Raw genomic sequence first — 22,925 nt, 5'->3', positions numbered from 1 at the left:
GCGTGACCGGATCCGGCCACGACCGGGCCCGTCCGGCCCTTGTGACGGCGGTCACGGCTGCTTAGGTTGTCGTTTGCAACGTTTCAATCGACGACCGAGCAAGGACCTCCATGTCTTCCCGATCGCGCGCCACCCGCCTGGGCAGCGCCGCCCTCACGGCCGCCCTCGCCCTCACCGTCGCGCCGCTGGCGCTGGCCGCACCTGCCGGGGCCGCCGAGCCGGCCCCCGTCACGGTGACCGGGCTGCTGACCAACGGGCGCACCGACCCCCTCGGCATCCCGGGCGCCGACCCGAGCCTGAGCTGGCACGCGACCTCGACGGGTCGCGGCGTGGTGCAGACCGCCTACCAGGTGCGCGTCGCCTCGAGCGAGGACGCGCTCGGCGACGCCGACGTCTGGGACTCCGGCAAGGTCGCCTCCGACCGCCAGGTCGACGTCGTCTACGGCGGCCCCGACCTGGACTCGCAGGAGCGCTACGCCTGGCAGGTGCGCACCTGGGACGGCGCCGACCAGGCCAGCGCCTGGAGCGAGCCGGCGTCGTTCGAGACCGGCCTGCTCTCGACCGCCGACTGGGGGAGCGCGGAGTGGGTGGGCGCTGCCCCCGGCAACGAGCTCAACCGCTGGACCGACTACACGGCCGAGTTCGACTTCACCATGGACAACCTGGTCTTCGGCCCCTACCTGCGTGCCACCAACACCAGCAACGCCTACATGTGGCAGCTCAGCGTCGCCGACGGCGTCCCGCGGCTGCGCCCGCACCGCAAGGTCAACGGCGCCTTCGCGCTGCTGGCCAACAAGGACATCTCGTCGTTCATCAGCCTCCAGCAGCTGAAGACCGGCCGGCACACGCTGGCGGTCACCTTCGACGGCACCACGATCACCACCAAGCTCGACGGCACCACGATCGACACCCGCACCGACGCCTCGCTGACCAAGGGCTACGTCGGCTTCCGCTCGGTCAACGCCACCGAGGGCGTGGAGGCCTCGACGGTCCACCGGGTCGAGGTGGTCGCCGAGAACGGCGACGTGCTGCTCGACACCGACTTCTCCGACGGCACCAACCCGTTCAGCGGCGGCACGCTCGTCGAGGGCGGCCTGGAGGTCAAGGGGGAGCAGGAGATCATCTGGCGCTCGCCCGACGGCAACCTGCCGGTGCTGCGCACCGACTTCGACACCGCCGCCGGCAAGACCGTGACCCGCGCCCGGGTCTACGCGACCGCGCGCGGCATCTACGAGCTCTCCCTCAACGGCGAGAAGGTCGGCGACCAGCACCTCGCACCCGGCTGGACCGACTACCTCGACCGCTTCCAGCACCAGACCTACGACGTGACCGACCTCGTCGAGGCCGGCGAGAACGCCTTCGGCGCCGAGCTCGGCAGCGGCTGGTGGGCCGGCCGGGTCGCCCACCTCGGCACCGGCAACTACGGCACCGAGACCTCGCTGGTGGCTCGGCTGCGCATCGACTACTCCGACGGCACCTCGCAGTGGGTCGACACCGACGACGCCACCTGGAACGCCGCGCCCGGCCCCTACACGCTGGCCGACCTCATCGACGGCGAGTCCTACGACGCCCGACTGGCTCGCAGCGGCTGGAACCAGCCCGGGTACGACGACAGCGGCTGGGGCGACGCGATCACCCGCACGGCTCCGACCGCGCAGGTCGTGCCGCAGCCCGACGAGCCGGTGCGCACCACCCAGGAGCTCGCCACCGTCGAGCGCACCGAGCCGGCACCCGGCCGGTGGACCTACGACCTCGGCCAGAACATGGTCGGCGTCGCCCGGATGGTGCTCACCGGCCAGGCCGGCCAGACCGTCACCATCCGCTACGGCGAGGAGCTCAACCCCGACGGCACGCTCTACACCGCCAACCTGCGCTCGGCGAAGGTGACCGACCGCTACACGTTCGCCTCGACCGGCACCGTGACCTACGAGCCGCGCTTCACCCAGCACGGCTTCCGCTACGTCGAGATCGTCGGCGCCTCCACCCCGCCGACCGCGGCCGACGTCACCGGCGTGGTGTGGGGCTCCGACCTGCGCGACACCGGCACGCTCGAGACCTCCGACCCGATGCTCAACCAGCTGCTCAGCAACATCAGCTGGGGCCAGCGCGGCAACTTCCTGTCGGTGCCGACCGACACCCCGGCCCGCGACGAGCGGCTCGGCTGGTCCGGTGACATCAACGTCTTCGTCCCGACCGCGAGCTACCTCACCGACACCCGCGCGTTCCTGTCCAAGTGGATGATGGACATGCGCGACACCCAGAACGCCAACGGCGACTACCAGGGCGTCGCGCCCACCCCGCCGAACTTCAAGGCCGGCACCGGCACCGGCTGGTCCGACGCCGGCATCACCGTGCCCTACGCCCACTGGAAGAGCTACGGCGACATCAGCACCGCCCGCCTCTACTGGGCGGACATGAAGAAGTTCCACGACCTGCTGCGCAGCAGCGCCGGTGCGGACCTGCTCGAGCAGGGCCGCAACACCTGGGGCGACTGGCTCAACCTCGACGACCCCACCCCGGGCCCGGTGCTCGGCACCGCGTCGTACGCCCTGACCACGCAGCTGATGTCGGAGATGGCCGCCGCCCTCGGGCAGGACGCCTACGCCGCCGAGCTGGCCGGGCTGGCCGAGCAGGTCCGCGCGGCGTTCGCGGCGGCGTACATCGCCGCCGACGGCACCGTGCAGGGCAACAGCCAGGCCGGCTACGCCGTCGCCCTCGGCATGGGCCTGGTGCCCGAGGAGATGGTGGCCAAGGTCGGCGCCCGGTTCGTCGCCAAGCTGGCGGCCAGCGGCAACCACCTCACCACCGGCTTCCTCGGCACGCCGTGGCTGCTGCCCGCGCTCAGCACCATCGGCCGCGAGGACCTCGCGTGGATGCTGCTGGTCCGCAAGGAGTACCCGTCGTGGGGCTACGAGGTCGAGAACGGCGCCACCACGATGTGGGAGCGCTGGAACTCGATCATGCCCGACGGCACCTTCGGCGACGTCAGCATGAACTCGTTCAACCACTACTCCTACGGCGCCGTCGGCGACTGGATGTACCGCAACATCGGCGCGATCGCCCCGCTCGACCCCGGCTACAAGAAGATCCGGGTCGCCCCGGTGCCCGGTGGCGGCGTGACCCGCGGCGCCGGCACCTACGACTCGGTCTACGGCCGGATCGCGACCGACTGGCAGCTCACGGGTGACGACCTCACCCTCGCGGTCGAGGTGCCGGTCAACACCACCGCCGAGATCGTGCTCCCGGCCGCCAACGAGTGGTCGGTCACCGAGGGCGGTGCCCTCCTCCACGACGTCGACGGCGTGCTCGACGTGTCGGCCGGCGACGGCGAGGTCGTCGTCACCGTGGGCTCGGGCAGCTACGACTTCGCGGTGGCCCCCGACCTCGGGGCGCTCGGCGACCTGCTCGGCCAGGTGCAGGAGATCCGCGACCAGGCGGCCGTCCTGGCCGAGGCCGGCGACCTCGCCGACGGCGACGCCGCCGAGGTCGACACCCGGCTCGAGGGCACCCGCGACGGCGTGTCGGCGGCCCTGCTCGCCCAGCTCGACGGCGACGACGCCGCGGTCACCGCCGGCCTCCGCTCGGCGCTGGAGCAGGTGCAGGACCTGCGCGCCTGGCTGGCCGGCTCGTCGGTCGACGCCCCGGTGCGGGGCGCGCTCGACGGCCGCCTCGCCGCGCTCGAGACGGCCCTGACCCGCGCGGTCGCCGGAGCCCTCGGCCTCACCGTCTCGCTCCCGCCGGTGGCGGGGGCGGTGCTCCCCGGCGCCCCGGTCGTCGGCACGGTCCAGGTGACCAACGCCGGCAGCGCCCCGATCGGCGTCACCGGTGGCAGCGTCACCGTCGACGGTTGGACTCCGGGCGAGGTGGCCCCCGCCGAGGTGGCCGCCGGCGCCTCGGCCCAGCTGCCGGTCACGCTGACCGCGCCCGCCGACGCCGACCCGGCGTCGTACGACGCGGTGCTGAGCCTGTCGGTCACGGTCGACGGGGAGCAGCACGTGCTCACCGACACCGCCTCGGGCTGGGCCACCGTCACCTCCGGGCTGACCGTCGGCGACGTCACCGTCGCGCCCGGTGCCGGCGACCCGGTCGAGCGCGCCACCCTTTCGGTGCCGGTGACCAACACCGGCACGGGCGCGGTGCGCGCCCAGGTCGTGGCCACGCTGCCCGCCGGCTGGCGCTCCGCACCGTCCGACGAGGTGGTCGTGCCCGCCGGCGGCACCGTGACCGCCACCGTGCCCGTGACCGTCCCGATCGACCGGGTCGGCGGCGCGGTGCCGGCCACCGTCACGGTGCAGCGGGCCGGCGTCGCGCTGGCCACCAAGGACGTGGCCCCGGTGCTGCCGGTGGTCGTGCCCCCGACGGGCGAGGTGGTCGACCACGTCGACTTCGGCAACGGCACGTCCGAGGGCGCCCACCAGCTGCAGGCCTCGCCGAGCAGCGGGACGAGCTCCGAGGCCGGCTACACCCGCCGCTACGCCAACGCCGGCGTCCCGGGCTCGTGGTACTCGGTGCTGCTCGACGTGCCCGCCGGCGCACCGTTCGTGCTGCGCAGCATCGAGACGTTCAACGGCCCGACGACGAAGAAGTACCACGTGAGCGTCGACGGCGTGCTGGTCAAGACCCAGCTGGTGCCGCGCACCGAGACCGGTGACGGCACCAAGGTCCACGACGTGCTGGTCGGCGGCGCGGCGCTGGCCGGCACGGCCGACGGCGAGGCCCGGGTCCGGTTCGAGTTCCCGGCCGACGCGGCCGGGTTCCACGACCCGTCGCTCGCCGACACCTGGGTGCTGCCCGTCCCGGGCGACGAGGTCGCGCCGGACGTGTCGGCCGCCGTCACCGCCGGGAAGGCCGGTGACAACGGGTGGTACCGCTCCGCCGCCGAGGTGTCCGTCGGCGCGGTCGACAACCGCGACCCCGCGCCGGTCGTGCAGACCGGGCGCTCGTCCGGCTGGGAGGCCTACACCGGCCCGGTCACGATCTCGGGCGAGGGCAGGCACGAGCTCTCCTACCGGGCCCGCGACGCCGCCGGCAACACCTCGGCGGCTCGGACCATCCCGGTCTGGATCGACTCGGTCGCCCCGGTGACGAGCGTGCAGGTCGCCCAGGGCTCCGGCGTCGACGCCTCCGACCGGGCGACGCTGGCGTTCACCGCCACCGACGCGCTGAGCGGGGTCGCCGCGACGTCGTACCGGGTCGACGGCGGCGACTGGCAGCAGGCGGGCGCCCAGCCGGTCGCGGTCGAGGGCTACGGCGTCCACGTCGTCGAGTTCACCTCGACCGACGTCGCCGGCAACCCCGAGCAGGTCCAGCAGACCTCGGTGACGCTCAGCGACGTCGAGACGGTTTCGGCCCTGGTGCCACCCACGGTCACCGGGACGCCGAAGATCGGCGCCACCCTCACCTCGACCCTCGGGTCGTGGAACACCAAGGGGCTGACCCTCACCCGGCAGTGGCTGCGCGACGGCGCCGCCATCGCCGGCGCCACCGGGGAGACCTACCGGGTCGTCGCCGCCGACGCCGGCACCCGGCTCTCGGTGCGGGTCACCGCCACCAAGGACGGGCTGGCGCCCGGCACCGCGACCTCCGCGGCCACGGCCGCGGTGGCCAAGGTCGCCTCGACCACCAGGTCGAAGGTGAGCAGGACCAAGGTCAAGGCGGGCAAGAAGGTGACGGTCACCGCGACCGTGGCCGCGCCCGGCGTGACCGTGACCGGCCGGGTGCAGGTGGTCGTCGACGGCAAGGTCGTCGCCACCCGCGACCTGAGGAACGGCAAGGCCTCGGCCAAGGTGAAGATCCGCAGGGGCAAGCACAAGGTCGAGGTCCGCTACCTCGGCAGCGCGACCACGGCGGCCTCCGCCGCGCCGGCACGGACGGTGCGCGGCACCTGAGGCACGTGATCGGTGGGCCGGGCCCTCGTCGTCCCCCGGGGCGGCGGGCCCGGCCTCGTCGGGTCCGGCTCAGCCGTGGGCGGCCGCCCACTCCTCGGGGATCGCGCCGTGCGGCACGCCCAGCTCGATCGCCCGGCGCACCACCTCGGGCGAGGCGCCGGCCAGGGAGCCGGTGTCGTGGGGCGGGTGCGGGTCGTACTCGATGATCAGCTGGATCGCCTGCGCGGTCAGCGGGTCGCACAGCTCGCCGACCAGCGTGAGCGCCATGTCGATGCCGCTGGAGACGCCGCCGGCGGTCACGACGTGGCGCTCCCGGTCGACCACGACCCGCTCGTCGCTGAACGCGACGCCGAGCATCGGCAGGAAGTCCGCGACCGCGAAGTGGGAGGTGGCCGGGCCGTCTCCCAGCACCCCGGCGGCCGCGAGGAGCAGCGAGCCGGAGCACACCGAGGTGGTCCAGGTCGTGCGCGGGTGCACGTCGGCCAGCCAGGGCACGACCGGGCCGTCGAGGGCGCCGCGGGTGCCGGGCCCGCCGGGGACGACCACCACGTCGGGGTTGGTGACCTCGGTCAGCGAGGCGGTCGCGGTGAGCACCACGGCGGGGTTGTCGGTGGCCACCGGCCCGGCCTCCGGCGCGACCAGGATGAGCTCGGCCCCCGGCACGAAGCGCAGCACCTCGGCGGGCCCCACGGCGTCGAGGGTGGTGATGCCCTGGTGGAGGACGACGGCGACGGAGAGGGTCATGCCGCCATCCTGCCCCCGCCCGGCCGGTCAGGCGACCGCGCGCCGGACCAGCTCGGTGAAGAACGCGACGTCTGCGTCGGTGAGGTCGGTGACGGCGAACGACGTCGGCCAGACGGTGCCGTCGTCGAGGTTCGCCGGGTCGTTGAAGCCGAACGTCGAGTAGCGCGCCTCGAACTTGCTGGCGCCCTGGAAGAAGCAGACGATCTTGCCGTCGGCCTCGGCCCACGCCGGCATGCCGTACCAGGTCTTCGGCAGCAGGTCGGGCGCCGCCTCGGTCACGATCGCGAGCAGCCGCTCGGCCAGCACCCGCTCGCCGTCGGGCATCTCGGCGATCTTCGTGAGCATCGCCTCCGCGTCGCTGGCCTTCTTCTTGCCGCCGCGACCCGACGCGCGCAGCTCCTCGGCGCGCTCCTTCATCGCGGCCCGCTCGGCCTCGGAGAACCCGGTCTGGGTGCGGTCGGACGTCGTGGCCATGGTGTTCCTCCTGGGGTTGGTCGGTGTCGTCTCGACGCTAGTGACCCCGGGCTCGGGTGGGCTTCTCGATTCCTGACCGGTCGGCGGTGGTCGGCCGGCGCGTGGGTTCCCCGGTCGACCGGGGGTTCCCCGTGTTGTCGGGCATGGCAAGGGCCGACAACTCGAGGAACCGCCTGACGAGTGCGACCCGGCACCCGCCCCGGGACGACGCGGACGGCGCGCGCTCGGTGGTCGGCGCCGGGTGGGGTAGCATGGCCGTAGCCGATCGATGGCGGGGACGTGCTCGTCGAGACCGCCCCACCGCTCGGCCACACGACCAGCGTGAAACGCGTCGCCGGCGGTGCACCGTCCGCCCAGGCGCACACCGGTCTCCGCGAACCCGCGGCGGCCACCCAGCGCAGCCGCGCAGCGAGAGGGCCCGACGTACCTCCCGGTGACCGGCAGCCACTCCTAGGGGGAGTCCTTGGCACGATCGCGCCAGCGCAGTGCGAACACCCGACGCGGCGGCACCACCCGGCCGCAGCGCCGACCCGCCACCCACCGCGACGAGCAGGGGCTGATCCCCTACCTCGCCCGGGCCGTGCGGGAGGTCGAGTCGGCCGTCGAGCGGGGTCGGGTGACCCCCTCGGTGCGCACCAAGTTCCAGGCCGTGGCCCTGCTGGTGCGCGACGAGCGCAGCCGGGTCAAGGCCGACGAGACGGCCACGCAGGGGCAGCGCGACGGGCAGCTGCGGCGCCTCGACGGCGTCGCCACCATCCTGGCCAAGTCGGCGACCCGCGAGGTGTCGCTGCTGGGCCTGCTGGCCGAGGAGGCCCAGGTCTCCGACGAGGTGCACGACCTCATGGACGAGATCATGACCGCGGCCGGGGTCGAGGCGCCCGAGCGAGAGACGACCCCCGACGCCGAGCCGGACGACGCCGCGGCGCCGACCGAGCGCCGCGTGGTGCCCCGGTCGGTGGTGGCCCGCCAGCTCGCCAACCCGTTCCTGGTGCCCGACTTCTCCAACGCCCCGGCCCGTCCGACCGGCCCCCGCCGGCTCGCGACCTGGGAGCTCATCGGCCCGCTGTTCCGGGCCTTCGAGCAGGGCGGGGCGTCCGCCTCGATGGCGCTCCCCGAGCCGGCCGACCTGCGGCTGCCCGACGGCCGCGAGCTGATGCCCCACCAGGCCCGCGTGGTCGCGGCCGCCGCCGAGGGCCACCGCACCTTCCTGCTCGCCGACGAGCCCGGCCTCGGCAAGACCGCCCAGTCGCTGCTCGCGGCCCGCGCGGCGCAGGCGTACCCGCTGCTGGTCGTGGTGCCCAACGTCGTCAAGACCAACTGGGCCCGCGAGGTCGGGCTGTGGACCCCGGAGCGGTCGGTGACCGTCGTGCACGGCGACGGCCACACCGTCGACGGGTTCGCCGACATCGTCGTCGTCAACTACGAGGTGCTCGACCGCCACGTCGGCTGGCTCGGCGACCACGGCTTCCGCGGCATGGTCATCGACGAGGCCCACTTCATCAAGAACAAGACCTCGCAGCGCTCCCGGCACGCGCTGGAGCTCTCCGAGCGGATCCGCCGGCGGGCCGGCCGCCCGCTGCTGATGGCGCTCACCGGCACGCCGCTGATCAACGACATCGAGGACTTCCGGGCGATCTGGCAGTTCCTCGGCTGGATCGACGACCGCAAGCCGCTGACCGAGCTGATGAACCGGCTCGAGGAGACCGGCCTGACGCCCGCCGAGCCCGCCTTCTACGGCGCCGCGCGCCGCTGCGTGGTCGACATGGGCATCGTCCGGCGCCGCAAGGTCGACGTCGCCGCCGACATCCCCGAGCGCCGGATCGCCGACCTGCCCGTCGAGCTCGACGACGCCGAGGGCCGCTCGATCCGCAAGGCCGAGGCCGAGCTGGCCCGACGCCTGGTCGAGCGCTACGACACCGCGCTCGCCACCCGCCGCTCCGGCGCGGTGGTCGACGGCATCGACCACGACCTGGTGCGCCAGGTGGCGACGTGGGAGCGCGAGGACGACGACGCCAGCACGGGCGAGAACATCTTCTCGATGATCCGGCGGATCGGGCGGGCCAAGGCCGGCCTGGCGGCCGACTACGCCGCCCAGCTGGCCAACAGCGTCGGCAAGGTCGTGTTCTTCGCCAAGCACGTCGAGGTGATGGACCTCGCCGAGGAGAGCTTCGCCCGCGCCGGGCTGCGCTACTCCTCGATCCGCGGCGACCAGACGCCCAAGGTGCGCCAGCAGAACATCGACGCCTTCGTCGAGGACCCCGAGGTCGCGGTGGTGGTCTGCTCGCTCACCGCGGCAGGCGTCGGGCTCAACCTCCAGGTCGCCTCCAACGTCGTGCTCGCCGAGCTGTCGTGGACCGACGCCGAGCAGACCCAGGCCATCGACCGGGTGCACCGCATCGGCCAGGGCGACCCGGTCACCGCCTGGCGGATCATCGCCGCGCAGACCATCGACTCGCGGATCGCCGGTCTCATCGACAGCAAGGCCGGGCTGGCGGCCCGGGCCCTCGACGGCTCCGACGAGGCGCTGGCGTCCTCGGCCGACCTGCAGCTCGAGGCGCTGGTGGTGCTGCTGACGCAGGCCCTCGAGGCGCGCGACGGTGGGGCCGCTGCATGACCGGGGAAGAAACCGGACTTCGGTCCGGTTAGCCCCGCCATGAAGAACATCGGGTTCCTGTCCTTCGGCCACTGGACGCCGTCGCCGCACTCGGCGACGCGGTCGGCTGCCGACGCGCTGCTGCAGTCGATCGACCTGGCGGTCGCGGCCGAGGAGCTGGGCGTCGACGGGGCGTACTTCCGGGTGCACCACTTCGCCCGCCAGCTGGCCTCGCCGTTCCCGCTGCTGGCCGCGGTGGGGGCGCGCACCAGCCGGATCGAGATCGGCACCGGCGTCATCGACATGCGCTACGAGAACCCGCTCTACATGGCCGAGGACGCCGGCTCGGCCGACCTGATCTCGGGCGGCCGGCTCCAGCTCGGCATCAGCCGGGGGTCACCGGAGCAAGTGATCGACGGCTTCCGCTACTTCGGGCACCTGCCGGCCGAAGGCACCGACCACGCCGACATGGCTCGCGAGCACACCCGGGTCTTCCTCGAGGTGATCGAGGGGGAGGGGTTCGCCGAGCCGAACCCGCGGCCGATGTTCCCCAACCCGCCCGGGCTGCTGCGCGTCGAGCCGCACTCGCCCGGCCTGCGCGAGCGGATCTGGTGGGGCGCCGGGTCGCGGGCGACCGCCGAGTGGACCGCGCAGCAGGGGATGAACCTGATGAGCTCGACCCTGCTCACCGAGGACACCGGGGTGCCCTTCCACGAGCTCCAGGCCGAGCAGATCCAGCGGTTCCGCGACGCCTGGCGGACGGCCGGCCACGAGCGGGAGCCGCGGATCTCGGTGAGCCGCAGCATCTTCCCGCTGGTCGACGACCGCGACCGCGCATACTTCGGCCAGGAGCGGGCCAGCCGCGACCAGGTCGGCATCATCGACGGCGGAACCGCCCGGTTCGGCAAGACCTATGCCGGCGAGCCGCACCGGCTGGTCGAGGAGCTGCGCGCCGACGAGGCGGTCGCGGCCGCCGACACGCTGCTGCTGACCGTGCCCAACCAGCTCGGCGTCGACTACAACGCGCACGTGCTCGAGAGCGTCGTCACGCACCTCGCGCCGGAGCTCGGCTGGCGCTGACCGTCCGGGTCAGGAGGTCGAGGAGGGCGTCGGTGTCGGCTGCTCCTCCTGCAGGTCGGTGTCGTTGCCCCGGATGGCACCGATGAGCAGGAACGCACCCAACCCCACCACGATCAGGGTCAGGACGACCACGAACACCATCTGTGGGCGCTTCACGGGGGCACCTCCGGTTGGGACGACAGGGTCGCCCGCCCGGTGTCCCGCCCGGGCCGGGTCCAGACCTGCGGCGCCGTCGCTCGGCCCACCGGGAGGCGTGCTGCGAGCGACGGTCAGCCCCAGCGGATCGTCCCCGTCGCCCGGATCGCGCTGACCGCCGAGGCCATCGGCAGGTCGAAGGTGAGCGAGCCGTCGGCGACCTCCACGACCACCGGCGCCGCGCCGTTGACGTCGACCCACCAGGTGCGGTCGTCGGCCTCGTCGACCGGCTGGAGGTAGAGGTCCATCGCCTCCCACCAGCCGATCTCGCCGGCCTCGCCGCGGCGGTGCAGCTCGGCGAGGTCGTAGCGTCCCGGGCCGCGGTAGTCCGGGACGCCGATGCCGAGCGCGACCAGGCTGGTCGAGCCGACCGGCACCGGGTCGACCGCCTCGAGCCGGAGCCGCAGCCACGACAGCGGCGGCGCCTCGCCCTCGGGGACGTCGGCCAGGTCGGCCGGGTCGGGGTGCTCCTCCTCGCGCTCGCAGGGCAGGGTGACCGTCACCGTGCCCGACTCGCCGCCGGAGATCGTCAGCGTCAGCTCGGCGGTGTCGCCGGAGGTGCTCATGCCGGCCAGGCGCTCCCGGCGGGCCGTCTCGGCCGCGACCGCCTCCTCGGCCTCGCGCGCGGCGACGTTCTCGGGGCGGTGGGCGGTGACCTTCTCGGCCATCTCGGGCGGCAGCACCTTCTCCAGGAACGACGTGCCGACCTCCTGCCGCGCCTGCTGCTGGATCTCCTGCGCCCGCGCCCGGGCCTGCTCGCGCTCGTCCTGGTCGGCGGTCAGCAGCTCGTCCTTCTTGGCTCCCGCCCAGCCCGACGCCAGCTTGGCGACGTCCTTCCAGCCCATGTCCCGTCCTTCGTCCTCGTGGGTCGTCTCGTGTCGTGCCGTCGGCGCACGCGTGCGCCCCATGGTGCTACGCCCGGGAGGGCCGTCCGGTTGCACGGACGGCCGGGATCATCCGGCGGCGAGCTCCCAGCGGTAGCTGCTGAGCGCTCGCCGAGACTGGGTCAGCAGCTCCTCGACCTCGGGCAGCGCCGAGGCCGCCGCGTCGAGGGCGCCGGCGCGCGCCACCTCCTCCAACGACCTCAGCGCCTCGCCCGCGGCGGCCGCACCGAGGTTCAATGCGCTCCCGGCCAGTCGGTGTGCCACCTGCCGCAGCGCGTCGGCGTCGCCCGCCGCCACCGCGGCGGCCAGGGTCGCGGTGTCGACCACGGAGTAGCTGAGGAAGTTGTCGATCGCGCGGCCGAGGAAGGTCGCCTGGTCGTCGAGCAGCCGCAGCTCCTCGAGCCGGTCGAGGTCGAGGACCTCGGCGTAGTGGGGCCCGGGCCCCAGCCACCGCTCGAGGGTGGCGGCCAGCCGGGTCACGTCCACCGGCTTGGTGAGGAAGTCGTCCATGCCGGCGGCCAGGCACCGCTCGCGCTCTCCCTCGACCGCCGCCGCGGTCATCGCGATGATCGGCCGCCGCCCGCCCCGCTCGGCGGCCCGGATGGCCCGGGTCGCCTCGTAGCCGTCCATCCGCGGCATCTGCACGTCCATGAGGATCGCGTCGTGGTCGCCCGAGGCCGCGGCCTCGATCGCCGCCACCCCGTCGCCGACGACCACGGAGGTGTAGCCCAGGGCCTCCAGCAGGCCGGAGGCCACCATCTGGTTGACGGGGTTGTCCTCGACCACCAGCACGGAGCCGCGCCCGGTTCCGTGGTCGCACGCCGCCGCGCCCTCGGGGCCGACCTCGTCACCCAGGAGCTGCAGCAGCGCGCCGCGCAGGCTGCTGGGCAGCACCGGCTTGGTCAGCAGCTGGTCGACACCGGCCGACCGGACGAGGGCCGGGTCGACGCTCGAGAACGACGTGAGCATCAGCAGCGGCACGTCGTCATACGTCGGGTCGGCCCGGAGCGCCCGGGCGAGGTCGAGTCCGTTCTGCCCGGGCATGGCGAGGTCGAGCAGGACGATGTCGGGCCGCTCCGCCGCGGGGTCGGCCAGCAGGGCGAGGGCCTCCTCGACGGAGGCGACCGTGTCGCACGGCACGCCCCACCAGGCGAGCTGCTCGCGCAGGATCGTCCGGTTGGCCTCGGTGTCGTCGACCGCCAGGGCCCGTCGTCCTGCGAGGAGCTCCCGTGCGTGGGCGTCGTCGGCGGAGCCGGTGAGGTCGGCCTCGCCGTCGCCGGCGGCCGGCCGGAGCGGGAGCCGCGCGGTGAAGACGCTGCCGCCCTCGGGGTTGGGCCGGTACTCGAGCGAGCCCCCCATCGCCTCGACCAGCTCGCGGGAGATGGCGAGTCCGAGGCCGGTGCCGCCGTGGAGCCGGGTGGTGGAGGAGTCGGCCTGCGTGAAGGGGTCGAACAGCGCGGCCCGCTTGGCCTCGGCGACCCCGACGCCCGAGTCGGTGACCTCGATGTCGAGGAGGGTGTGGGCGCCGGCGGCCTCGGCGGTCGCGCGCACGACGACCGCCCCCTGCTCGGTGAACTTCACCGCGTTGGCGACCAGGTTGGTCACCACCTGGGCCAGCCGGGTGGGGTCGCCCCGGAGCACGGCGGGGACGTCGTGGTGGCACGACACCGCGAGGTCGAGGCCCTTGGCGCGGGCGGTCTCGGCGACCATGCCGGCCACCTGCTCGAGCAGCGGCCGCACCTCGAGGTCCAGCTCCTCCAGCTCGAGGCGACCGGCCTCGATCTTGGAGAAGTCGAGGATGTCGTTGATCAGCCCGAGCAGGGCCCGGCTGGCGACCTGGACGCCGGACGCGAGCCGCTGCTGGTCGGGGTCGAGACCGCTGCGCAGCAGCAGCTCGTTGAGCCCGATCACCCCGTTGAGCGGGGTGCGGATCTCGTGGCTCATGGTCGCGAGGAACTCCGACTTGTGGCGCGACGCCGCCATCGCCTCGTCGCGGGCGCGGGACAGCTCGGCGTTGGCCCGCTCGCGCTCGGCCACCCGGGCCACCTGCTCGCCGACCCGCTCGACCATCTGCTCGATCATCTCGAAGCGGTAGAGCGGGGGCTTGGAGGTGATCGTGATGACCGCGTGCACCTCGGCGCCGAGCAGCACGGGGAAGGCGATGGTCAGCTGGTCCTCGGCCCACACCGGACGACGCACGGCGCGGCAGCGCCGGGCCACGGCGAGCTCCGCCGCCGCATGCGGGTCGGGTGGTGCGGGGGAGGGCCCGGTCTCGTCTGGACGGAACGGCACCAGGTCGTCGTCGACGACGACGAAGGCCCGCGCCCGGTCCCAGTCGTCGTGCACCAGCACCAGGTCGCGGGCGTGGAGCAGCACCTCGGCGAGCGTCCCCGCCTCGTTGGCGGCGCTGGCCACGGCCTGCATCAGCCGGTTCTGCCGGTTCTGGTCCTCGAGCGCCTCCTCGCTGGCGAGCATCGACTGCACCAGCTCGCGGCGCTCGGTGTAGTCGCTGTAGCGGTGCCGGATGGCGTAGGGGCGGCCCTGCTCGTCGCGCAGCGCGGTCTCGCGGGCCAGCACCCACACCACGGAGCCGTCGGCGCGCACCCACTGGACCTCGACGTCGCCCTCGTGCAGCCGACCCTGGCGCACCTCCTCGAGGTGGCGGGCGAACTGGTCGCGGCCGGCGGCGTCGAGGATATCGGTCACCTGCAGCGTCGCCAGGCCCTCGACCGGGATCCCGTGGATGTGCGCGACGGCGGGGTTGGCGTAGATCGTGCGGCCCTCGAGGTCGACGACCCAGATGCCGTCGGCCGCGGTCTCCACGATGTCGCGGTAGAGCGTCGACCAGTCCACGTGCGGGCCCTCCCGGCCTCGAGCACGCCCACCGGCCCTCCCGCCAGCGGTCCGTGCCCCATCACGGTAGCGGCGCGGAGCCGTCGTGGTGGCGGTTCCGGCCGGAACACCGGAAGGCCGGGCGCGGTTGTGCCGGGCATGGCCCTGACGCTCGACCTGACCGGACGCACCGCCCTCGTGACGGGCTCGACCCAGGGGATCGGCCTCGCGATCGCCCGGGGACTGGCCGCCGCCGGGGCCCGGGTGGTGGTCAACGGCCGCACGGCGGCCCGGGTGGCGGCCGCCGCCGCCGAGCTCCCCGGCGACGTCGTGGGCGTCGCGGCCGACGTCACGACCGAGGCCGGCGTCGCGACGATCCTGGAGCAGGTGCCCGACGTCGACGTCCTCGTCAACAATCTCGGCATCTTCGGTGCCCGGCCCGCCCTCGAGATCAGCGACGAGGAGTGGCGCCGCTACTTCGAGGTCAACGTGCTGAGCGCGGTGCGGCTGATCCGCACCTACCTGCCCGGGATGCGCGAGCGCGGCTGGGGCCGGGTGCAGAACGTCGCCAGCGACTCGGCGGTCGTGATCCCGGCCGAGATGATCCACTACGGGACGTCCAAGACCGCCCTGCTCGCGGTCTCGCGCGGGTTCGCCAAGGAGGCCTCGGGGTCCGGGGTGACGGTCAACTCGGTGATCGCCGGGCCTACCCACACCGAGGGGGTCGAGGAGTTCGTGCGCCAGATCGTGGGCGACGAGCTGCCGTGGGAGGAGGCGCAGGCGGAGTTCATGCGTCGCCACCGCCCGCAGTCGCTGCTGGAGCGGCTGATCGAGCCCGACGAGATCGCCAACCTCGTGGTCTACCTCGCCTCCCCGCTGGCCTCGGCCACCACCGGCGCGGCGGTCCGGGTCGACGGCGGCTACGTCGACTCGATCCTGCCCTAGCGCCGCACCGCGGCCCGGCTGCCGGAGCGGCTGCGCGCGTAGGCTGCGCGACGATGAGCGGGCTCCTGGTCGCCGGCACCGCCTCCGACGCCGGCAAGAGCGTGGTGACGACCGGCCTGTGCCGGGCGTTCGCGCGGCGCGGCGTGCGGGTGGCGCCCTACAAGGCGCAGAACATGAGCAACAACTCGATGGTCGTCACCGGCCCCGACGGCGAGGGCGCCGAGATCGGCCGGGCCCAGTGGGTGCAGGCGCTCGCCGCCCGGGTCGAGCCCGAGGTGGCGATGAACCCGGTGCTGCTCAAGCCGGGCAGCGACCGGCGCAGCCACGTGGTGCTGATGGGCCGCCCCGGCGGTGAGCTGTCGTCGTCGGACTGGCCGGCGGGCCGGCGCCACCTGGCCGCCACGGCGCACGCGGCGTACGACGACCTGGCGGCCCGCCACGACGTGGTGGTGGCCGAGGGCGCGGGTAGCCCGGCGGAGGTCAACCTGCGCCGCGGCGACTACGTCAACCTGGGCCTGGCCCGCCACGCCGACCTGCCGGTCGTGGTGGTGGGCGACATCGACCGGGGCGGGGTGCTCGCGGCGTTCGTCGGCACCCTCGTGCTGCTCGACGACGCGGACGCGCGGCTGCTGGCGGGCTGGGTGGTCAACAAGTTCCGCGGCGACCTCGACCTGCTCCGCCCGGGCCTCGTTGAGCTGGTCGCCCGCACCGGGCGGCCGGTGCACGGCGTGCTGCCGTGGCACCCGGACCTGTGGCTCGACAGCGAGGACGCCCTCGACCTCGAGGGGCGGCGCTCGACCGGCGGCACCCACCGGGTGGCGGTGGTGCGGCTGCCGCGGATCTCGAACCTCACCGACGTCGACGCCCTCGGACTCGAGCCGGACCTCGACGTGGTCTTCGCCTCCACACCCCGGGCGCTCGCCGACGCCGACCTCCTGGTGCTGCCCGGCACCCGGGCCACGGTCGCCGACCTCGCCTGGCTGCGCGAGCGCGGCCTCGACCGCGCGGTGGTCGCGCACGCCGAGGCGGGCCGGCCGGTGCTGGCGATCTGCGGCGGCTGCCAGCTGCTGGGGCGCGAGGTGGCCGACCCCGACGGCGTCGAGGGGCCGCCCGGCACCGTCGCCGGGCTGGGGCTGCTCGACCTGGTCACGACGTTCACGCCCGAGAAGGTGCTGCGCCGCCACGAGCCCGCCGGCTACGAGATCCACCACGGCCGGGTCGCCGGCGAGCTCGAGCGCGGACCGGTGACCGGCACCATGGTGCACGGTGCGCTCGAGGACGACGCCCACCGGGCGGCGTACCTCCGGCGGGCCCTCGGCGTCACCTCTCGCGCGTCCTTCCCGGCCGCCCGCGAGCGGCGCCTCGACCTGCTCGGCGACCTCGTCGAGGAGCACCTCGACGTCGACGCGCTGCTGCGGCTGGCCCGGGAGGGCGTGGGGTGACCGCGCGGCGGCGACGCGGCGTACGGCATCCTTCTGGGACGACAGCGTGGAGGTGCTCGTGAAGGTGCTCGTGACCGGTGGCGTGCGGTCGGGGAAGTCCAGCCACGCGGAGGCGCTGGTGCGCGAGCGCGCGCTGCTGACCTACATCGCGCCGGGTCCGGCCCCCGAGGAGGAGGCCGACCCCGACTGGGCGCTGCGGATCGCCGCCCACCGCGACCGCCGCCCGCTCACCTGGACCACGGTGGAGACGCGCGACGTCGCCCGCGCGGTGCGCGAGGCGGCCGGGCCGGTGCTCGTCGACTGCCTCGGCACCTGGGTGACCGGCCTGGTCGACGACGCGTCGGCCTGGGAGTGGCCGCAGGACGAGGTCACCGCCCTGGTCGACGAGCACGTCGCCGGGCTGGCCGCGGCGATCACCGAGATGACCCAGACCGCGGTCGTGGTGACCAACGAGGTCGGGCTGGGCGTGGTGCCCGAGCACCGGTCGGGCAGACTCTTCCGCGACCTGCTCGGGCGGGCCAACCAGCAGGTCGCGACCGCCTGCGACGAGGTGCACCTCGTGGTCGCCGGTCGGGTGCTGCGGCTCTAGACCCAGGAGAGCCCGAGCAGCAGGGTGGCGAGCGCGAGCTCCACGGCCGCCCCGAACACGTCGCCGGTGACCCCGCCGAGCCGGCGCACCGCACGGCGCACCAGCACCAGCACCACCAGCCCGCCGACCACCCCGAGCAGCAGCCCGGCGACGACGGCCACGGCCAGCGGGATGGTGCGGGTGTAGGTCACGCCCAGGCCGTCGGCGCGGGCCGGGGGGAACGGCGTGCTGCACACGATCCACAGCGCGCACCGCGAGAGGCAGACCAGCAGCCCGGCGAGCAGGGCGTGGGCGAGGTCTCCGACGTACGCCGACAGCGCGGCTGCCTGCACGCCCAGCACCACGACGACGGCGACGACGCCGGCCGGACCCGCGGTGCCACTGCGCATCACGGTGAGGGAGCGCTCGGCGTCGTAGGAGGCGGTGAGGCCGTCGACGACGTCGGAGAGGCCGTCCCAGTGCAGCGCCCGGCTGCCCGCGGCGAGCGCGCCGAGCGCGACCAGGGCGACGGCGAGCGGCGGCAGGTCGGTGAGCCCCCCGAGCCAGAGCAGCCCGGCGACGAGCAGCCCGAGCGGCGCGACGGCGAGCGGGGCGAGCAGCATCGCGCCGCGCGCGGTGCCACGGGTGACCGCCGAGGGCGCGGCCACGGGGAGGGCGGTGAGCGTGCCCGTGGCGAGCCGCCAGGCGTCACCCACCCGGCACGACCTCCGAGAGCAGCGCGACGTCGCGCAGCAGCGCGACCGCCGAGCGGAGCACCGGCACGGCGGCTACGGCCCCCGAGCCCTCGCCGAGACGGAGCCCGAGGTCGAGGAGCGGCTCGAGGCCGAGCTTCTCCAGCGCCAGCGACTGGGCCGGCTCGGTGGAGCGGTGGCCGGCGGCGAACCAGGCGGCGGTGCCGGGCGCGATCCGATCGGCCGTGAGCGCGCAGGCCACCGACATCAGCCCGTCGAGCAGCACCGGGACGCCGAGCTCGGCGGCCGTGAGCAGGTAGCCGGTGGTGGCGGCCAGGTCGGCGCTGCCGAGGGCGGTCAGCGTCTCCACCGGGTCGTCGGTGCGGTCGCCCGCGCGGTGCAGCGCGGCGGCGACCACCTCGGTCTTGCGGGCCAGGCCGGCGTCGTCGACGCCGGTGCCGCGGCCCACCACCTCGCCCGCGGGCAGGCCCAGCGCGGCGGCCACCAGAGCGGCGGCCGGGGTGGTGTTGCCGATGCCCATGTCGCCGCTGAGCAGCAGGTCGGCGCCGGCCGCGACCTCCTCCCGGGCCACGGCGGCCCCGACGTCGAGGGCACGCCTGGTCTCCTCGGCGGTGAGGGCGTCCTCGAGGTGGATGGCGCCCGACCCGCGCCGCACCTTGTGGGCGGTCACGTCGGACGGCACGCCGGCCAGGTCGTCGTCGACGCCGAGGTCGAGGACCCGCACGGCCACGCCGTGCGCCGCCGCGAGCGCCGACACCCCGGCCCGGCCGAGCACGAAGGTGCGCACCATCGCGGCCGTGATCGCCGGCGGGTACGCCGAGACGCCGTGGGCCGCGACGCCGTGGTCGCCGGCGAACACCACCAGGCGCACGTCGTCCAGCGGCCGGGGAGGCACCGCGTCCTGGCAGGCCGCGACCCAGGTGCCGAGCTCGCCGAGGCGCCCGAGCGCGCCCGCCGGGGTCGCCAGGCCGGCCAGCCGCTCCGCGGCCGCCGTCCTCGCGGTCGCCGACGGCTGCGCGGGGGTGGGGGCGTCGACCATGGGTCCTCCTCGAGAGCTCGCGCGGCAGCCTAGGCCACCGAGGACCGGACGTCGGCGCGCAGTGTCGACGATCCGGTCGCGCTACCAGGTGCTCAGCGTGAACGGCACGCCGTGCGCCTGGAGCCAGTGCATCTCCCCGGCGGAGACCAGCGCGTCTCCGTGCGCGCGGAGCAGCGCCAGCGGGTCGGCGCCGGGCCGACCATCCAGTGCCGCGACCAGCGCCGGCACGTCGGCGGGAGCGATCGTGAAGAAGTACTCCAGCTCGTCGTCGCCGCGCAGGTCCTGTCCCTCCAGGCCCACGGAGCCGTCGGACCACAGCACCGCGTCGACGAAGAGCCGGTCGCGCTGGTGGATCGTCACCACGGCAACCCGCTCGCGGTCACCGGTCACGGCTCAGAACTCGTAGGCGAACGCGCGGATGTCGGCCTCGAACAGCTCGGCGACCCGCCGGCGCGCGGCGGGGGAGTAGACGTCGCGGTAGGAGGGGCGATCGAGGTCGACGTTGATCCTCGGCAGCGGCTCGTAGGGCAGCCCGAGCCGGGCGAGCACGGCGTTCATGTCCTGGTCGAGCGTCTCCTGCCGGCCGACGAGGTCGGCCCGCCGGGTCGGGCTGTGCAGGTAGCGGCTCTGGGGCACCCGCAGCCGACGCCACTTCTCGGGGGCGTGCAGCACGAAGGACTCGAAGTCGGCGTGCTCGGCCAGCACTCCGGAGACGAAGCGGTTGCGCTCGAGGTGTCGGATGTGGGCCTGGTTGCCTGCCGCGGCGCCGTCGCGGAACCTCTCGATCATCCGCCACCACGACAGCATCCGGGCCCACGGGTTGCGCACGAACCCGACGGTCCAGTACGACGCGAGCGCCGGCTCCAGCTCGAGCAGGCGGCCCAGCGGGGCGTGCCGGTCGGCCTCCTTGATCCGTCGGACGTCGCCCAGCAGCGGGGTCAGCACCCGGTCGATCGAGGTGCCGCCGGTCTTCTGCACGTGCACGAAGAGGAACTGGTGGGAGTCGGAGATGATCATCGCCAGCACACCCTAGTCGGCGACGGGACCGGTGCCCTGCCGCTGCAGCTCGACGTAGTCGGTGGTCAGCGAGGCGCCGCGCGGTGACTCGGTGCCGACCAGCCGCAGGGTGACCTCGTGCTCGCCCGCCGCGAGCCACACCGCCCCCGCGTCGGTCACCTCGCCGGTGGCGGGGTCGTCGAGGTCGTCGGCGGCCCAGGTGCTCTGCGGAGCGCCGAGCTCCTCGCCGTCGACGAGCAGCTGGTAGGTGCCGCCGAAGGAGTCGTGCCAGGTGCGCACCCGCACGGCGTACCGGCCGGGCGTGGTGACCGGCACCCGGTAGGTGATCGCGTCTCCGGCGGTCTCGGCGTTGAACCGGTCGCCCATGCCGCCGCTCAACAGCTCGCGGCGCACGGCGACGCGGGTGCGGGCGGTGCGCGCGTCGGGGCCGGTGGTGGTCGGCACGAGCAGCTCCACCTCGTGCCGCTCGCGCTCGGCGCCGGCGTCGGTGCCGGCGACCGCGCGGACCTCGGTGAGCGGGTACCAGCCGTCGTCGGTGCGCGGCAGGTCGACCGCCAGCCGGTAGCCGGGCCCGGGGCGCGAGGCGTGGAAGACGCCCACGGCGAGCCGGAGCCGGTCGCCCTCGGCCAGCCGGGGCAGCGCGGGGAGGTCGAAGCGCACCGACGGCTGCTCGGTGACGCTGCGGCCGGGCGCCCAGGCCTGCGGGCTGGTGCCGCTGCCGGGGAACGACGTCGCCACGACGACGTCGTCGACGTCGAGCAGGGCGAAGCCCGTGCGCAGCGGCTCGTACGCCGGCGCCAGGCCGTCGTTGCTCCAGCGCAACCGGGGCCGGAACGCGACGCCGCCGGTGATCCTGGTCGGCCCCGACGCCTCCTCGAGCACCAGGTCGGCGCCGAGCAGCCGCTGCACCTCGTCGACCACGGCCTCGTGGGTGCCGTAGAGCCGGTCGGCCTCGTCGGGCCAGCCGAGGCCGAAGTAGGTGGGCCGCCCGATCTCGAGGGCCTCGAGGACGTCGTCGTCGGTGACGTCCTCGGGCTCGGCGTGCAGCTCGAACGTCGCGGGGGAGATGCCGTGGGTGCGCACCAGGTTCTCGCCGCGCGAGCCCGGCGTGTAGCCGGGATCGCCGAAGATGCCGTCGCGGCGCATCCCGAGGCCCTGCGCGACGGCCCAGTCGTAGGCGCCGTCGTCGTCGAGCAGCGTCGCGCCCCACGGCACCGACACCGGGGTGCCGCTCGGCGTGAACACGTCGAGGAAGATCCGCAGGTGGGTGCGGTAGTCGGCGTCGGAGAGCACGCACGCGCCGTTCTCGTCGGTGCGTGCGCCCGCGCCGCAGGAGCCCTCGCCGAGGCCGTAGGTGTGGCCCTCCCCCCAGCTGCCGTAGGAGTTGGCGCCCACGAACTCGACCCGGTCGAGCCAGGTCTGCTCCCCGGTGCCCTCGTCGGTGGCCGCCAGGTGGTCGCGCACCCGCACCATCAGGTCGCGGTAGGCGGCGAGGTAGACGGGGTCGTTCCAGACCGGCGTGCGGCAGGACCCGCTCCACACGTGTGCGGCGCCCGCGATGTCGAAGACCCAGGCCGGGGTCACCGACACCTCGGCGGTGCAGTCGTCGGTGTTCTCACCCATCACCGCGAACGCGAACCGCCGGTCGGGGTCGGTCTCGAGCCAGCTCGTGACGAACCGGTCGAGCGGTGCCAGCGTGAACGTCGCGGGGTCGGCCGGGTCGGTGTAGAACTCCGACCAGTTCCAGCGGGTGTAGGCCACGTCGGACAGCGCGACCACCCGCGGCCCGTGGTCGTGGGCCACCTCGTCGCCGTACGCCGGGTCGGGGGTGTCCTCGTAGGCCGCCGGGTCGCCGTAGGCCACCCAGCCCTTGCCGGGGTTGGCGACCTTGTCGTCGTCGGCCAGCCGCTCCGGACGCACCGAGAAGGTCTCGCCGAGCGGCGCCGGGCCGCGGGCGGGCAGCAGGACGATGAGGAGCGCGGCGACCAGCAGCAGCACGCCCACGACGGCCGCGGGCAGCGCCGCGCGCCGCAGCACGTCCCGGGTCGCCACCGCTACCGACTCAGAAAGTGCCGGCCGAGATCTTCTCGATGAGGGCGGTGGTCGAGATCGCGGGCGTGCGCGGCAGGTAGACGACCTCGCAGATGTCCTCGAACTCGTCGAACCGCCCCGCCCAGTCGTCGCCCATGACGAGCACGTCGGCGGCGTACGTCTCGATGTAGTGGCGCTTGAGCTCGAGGCTCTCTTCGACGAACACCTCGTCGACCGGCTTCAGGGCGGCGACGATGGCGAGCCGCTCGGCCTGGCTGAAGACCGGCTCGCGGCCCTTCTTCGACAGGTTGAGCGCGTCGGAGGAGACGCCGACGACCAGCCGGTCGCCCTGCTGCGCGGCGCGCTCGATCACCCGCAGGTGCCCGACGTGGAAGACGTCGAACGTGCCGAAGGTCAGGACGGTGCGCGACATGGGAGGGGATTCTTCCATCGAGGCGCCGTGGGGAAGAATCACCGGGG

General features: G+C 74.3%; 17 protein-coding genes. 6 read left to right on the top strand and 11 right to left on the bottom strand.

The window, feature by feature from the left end; all coding sequences use genetic code 11:
• Nucleotides 1-110 precede the first annotated feature (110 nt).
• Nucleotides 111-5,888: a family 78 glycoside hydrolase catalytic domain gene (locus JT721_RS01245; protein WP_205471071.1), complete on the top strand. Its 5,778-nt coding sequence runs from the start codon at nt 111-113 to the stop codon at nt 5,886-5,888.
• Nucleotides 5,889-5,957: 69 nt separating this feature from the next.
• Here JT721_RS01245 and JT721_RS01240 read toward each other — a convergent pair whose 3' ends face one another.
• Both JT721_RS01240 and JT721_RS01235 read right to left on the bottom strand, forming a co-directional pair.
• Entirely contained in the window at nt 5,958-6,632 is a 675-nt protein-coding gene (locus JT721_RS01240) for a DJ-1/PfpI family protein (RefSeq protein ID WP_205471070.1), read from the bottom strand.
• Nucleotides 6,633-6,659: 27 nt separating this feature from the next.
• Nucleotides 6,660-7,106, bottom strand: a complete 447-nt coding sequence (locus tag JT721_RS01235; protein WP_205471069.1) for an iron chaperone — start codon at nt 7,104-7,106, stop codon at nt 6,660-6,662.
• Between the two features lie 463 nt (nt 7,107-7,569).
• Here JT721_RS01235 and JT721_RS01230 point away from each other — a divergent pair, with 463 nt between their 5' ends.
• Entirely contained in the window at nt 7,570-9,720 is a 2,151-nt protein-coding gene (locus JT721_RS01230; RefSeq protein WP_205471068.1) for a DEAD/DEAH box helicase, read from the top strand.
• A gap of 39 nt (nt 9,721-9,759) precedes the next feature.
• Nucleotides 9,760-10,779: an LLM class flavin-dependent oxidoreductase gene (locus JT721_RS01225; RefSeq protein ID WP_205471067.1), complete on the top strand. Its 1,020-nt coding sequence runs from the start codon at nt 9,760-9,762 to the stop codon at nt 10,777-10,779.
• 9 nt (nt 10,780-10,788) lie between these two features.
• On the opposite strand, the gene JT721_RS01220 is transcribed toward JT721_RS01225, so the two are convergent.
• The 3 genes from JT721_RS01220 to JT721_RS01210 form a co-directional block, all read right to left on the bottom strand.
• A complete protein-coding gene (locus JT721_RS01220) occupies nt 10,789-10,935 on the bottom strand; it encodes a hypothetical protein (protein ID WP_205471066.1) in 147 nt (48 codons plus the stop codon).
• 113 nt (nt 10,936-11,048) lie between these two features.
• Complete coding sequence (locus JT721_RS01215) at nt 11,049-11,819, bottom strand: hypothetical protein (RefSeq protein WP_205471065.1); 771 nt, start codon at nt 11,817-11,819, stop codon at nt 11,049-11,051.
• Between the two features lie 108 nt (nt 11,820-11,927).
• On the bottom strand, nt 11,928-14,711 hold the full coding sequence (locus JT721_RS01210) for a response regulator (RefSeq protein ID WP_205471064.1): 2,784 nt from the start codon (nt 14,709-14,711) through the stop codon (nt 11,928-11,930).
• A gap of 138 nt (nt 14,712-14,849) precedes the next feature.
• Here JT721_RS01210 and JT721_RS01205 point away from each other — a divergent pair, with 138 nt between their 5' ends.
• From JT721_RS01205 to JT721_RS01195, 3 genes are read left to right on the top strand one after another with little or no spacing between them, the layout of a single operon-like run.
• Nucleotides 14,850-15,635, top strand: a complete 786-nt coding sequence (locus JT721_RS01205) for an SDR family NAD(P)-dependent oxidoreductase (protein WP_205471063.1) — start codon at nt 14,850-14,852, stop codon at nt 15,633-15,635.
• A 53-nt stretch (nt 15,636-15,688) separates the two neighbouring features.
• Nucleotides 15,689-17,077 (top strand): cobyric acid synthase, encoded by a 1,389-nt coding sequence (locus JT721_RS01200; RefSeq protein ID WP_205471062.1) that lies wholly within the window; start codon nt 15,689-15,691, stop codon nt 17,075-17,077.
• Between the two features lie 46 nt (nt 17,078-17,123).
• Nucleotides 17,124-17,666 carry a bifunctional adenosylcobinamide kinase/adenosylcobinamide-phosphate guanylyltransferase gene (locus JT721_RS01195; protein WP_307827793.1) on the top strand — a complete coding sequence of 181 codons (543 nt, stop codon included), beginning with the start codon at nt 17,124-17,126 and terminating at the stop codon, nt 17,664-17,666.
• On the opposite strand, the gene JT721_RS01190 is transcribed toward JT721_RS01195, so the two are convergent.
• From JT721_RS01190 to JT721_RS01165, 6 genes are all read right to left on the bottom strand, one after another.
• Complete coding sequence (locus tag JT721_RS01190; protein WP_205471061.1) at nt 17,663-18,361, bottom strand: adenosylcobinamide-GDP ribazoletransferase; 699 nt, start codon at nt 18,359-18,361, stop codon at nt 17,663-17,665. The genes JT721_RS01195 and JT721_RS01190 overlap by 4 nt on opposite strands.
• Nucleotides 18,354-19,397 (bottom strand): nicotinate-nucleotide--dimethylbenzimidazole phosphoribosyltransferase, encoded by a 1,044-nt coding sequence (gene cobT / locus JT721_RS01185; protein ID WP_205471060.1) that lies wholly within the window; start codon nt 19,395-19,397, stop codon nt 18,354-18,356. Before cobT ends, JT721_RS01190 begins: the two co-directional genes overlap by 8 nt.
• Nucleotides 19,398-19,478: 81 nt before the next feature.
• On the bottom strand, nt 19,479-19,787 hold the full coding sequence (locus JT721_RS01180) for a hypothetical protein (RefSeq protein ID WP_205471059.1): 309 nt from the start codon (nt 19,785-19,787) through the stop codon (nt 19,479-19,481).
• Nucleotides 19,788-19,790: 3 nt separating this feature from the next.
• Nucleotides 19,791-20,414 carry a sulfotransferase family protein gene (locus JT721_RS01175; RefSeq protein WP_205471058.1) on the bottom strand — a complete coding sequence of 208 codons (624 nt, stop codon included), beginning with the start codon at nt 20,412-20,414 and terminating at the stop codon, nt 19,791-19,793.
• Nucleotides 20,415-20,426: 12 nt separating this feature from the next.
• Complete coding sequence (locus tag JT721_RS01170) at nt 20,427-22,466, bottom strand: hypothetical protein (RefSeq protein ID WP_205471057.1); 2,040 nt, start codon at nt 22,464-22,466, stop codon at nt 20,427-20,429.
• 10 nt (nt 22,467-22,476) lie between these two features.
• Entirely contained in the window at nt 22,477-22,878 is a 402-nt protein-coding gene (locus JT721_RS01165) for an adenylyltransferase/cytidyltransferase family protein (RefSeq protein WP_205471056.1), read from the bottom strand.
• Nucleotides 22,879-22,925: the final 47 nt, after the last annotated feature.

The sequence above is a fragment of the Nocardioides sp. SYSU D00038 genome (genome assembly GCF_016924665.1).
Taxonomy (GTDB): Bacteria; Actinomycetota; Actinomycetes; order Propionibacteriales; family Nocardioidaceae; genus Nocardioides.
Note: the sequence above shows the minus strand (reverse complement) of the source record. Positions and strands in the feature narration are given on the sequence as shown.

What these genes read in the sequence shown, in the direction of transcription:
- JT721_RS01235 (WP_205471069.1), bottom strand. Translation starts at nt 7,106, where the DNA reads ATGGCCACGACGTCCGACCGCACCCAGACCGGGTTCTCCGAGGCCGAG.
- JT721_RS01175 (WP_205471058.1), bottom strand. Translation starts at nt 20,414, where the DNA reads ATGATCATCTCCGACTCCCACCAGTTCCTCTTCGTGCACGTGCAGAAG.
- JT721_RS01165 (WP_205471056.1), bottom strand. Translation starts at nt 22,878, where the DNA reads ATGTCGCGCACCGTCCTGACCTTCGGCACGTTCGACGTCTTCCACGTC.
- JT721_RS01240 (WP_205471070.1), bottom strand. Translation starts at nt 6,632, where the DNA reads ATGACCCTCTCCGTCGCCGTCGTCCTCCACCAGGGCATCACCACCCTC.
- JT721_RS01225 (WP_205471067.1), top strand. Translation starts at nt 9,760, where the DNA reads ATGAAGAACATCGGGTTCCTGTCCTTCGGCCACTGGACGCCGTCGCCG.
- JT721_RS01245 (WP_205471071.1), top strand. Translation starts at nt 111, where the DNA reads ATGTCTTCCCGATCGCGCGCCACCCGCCTGGGCAGCGCCGCCCTCACG.
- JT721_RS01205 (WP_205471063.1), top strand. Translation starts at nt 14,850, where the DNA reads ATGGCCCTGACGCTCGACCTGACCGGACGCACCGCCCTCGTGACGGGC.
- JT721_RS01215 (WP_205471065.1), bottom strand. Translation starts at nt 11,819, where the DNA reads ATGGGCTGGAAGGACGTCGCCAAGCTGGCGTCGGGCTGGGCGGGAGCC.
- JT721_RS01200 (WP_205471062.1), top strand. Translation starts at nt 15,689, where the DNA reads ATGAGCGGGCTCCTGGTCGCCGGCACCGCCTCCGACGCCGGCAAGAGC.
- cobT (WP_205471060.1), bottom strand. Translation starts at nt 19,397, where the DNA reads ATGGTCGACGCCCCCACCCCCGCGCAGCCGTCGGCGACCGCGAGGACG.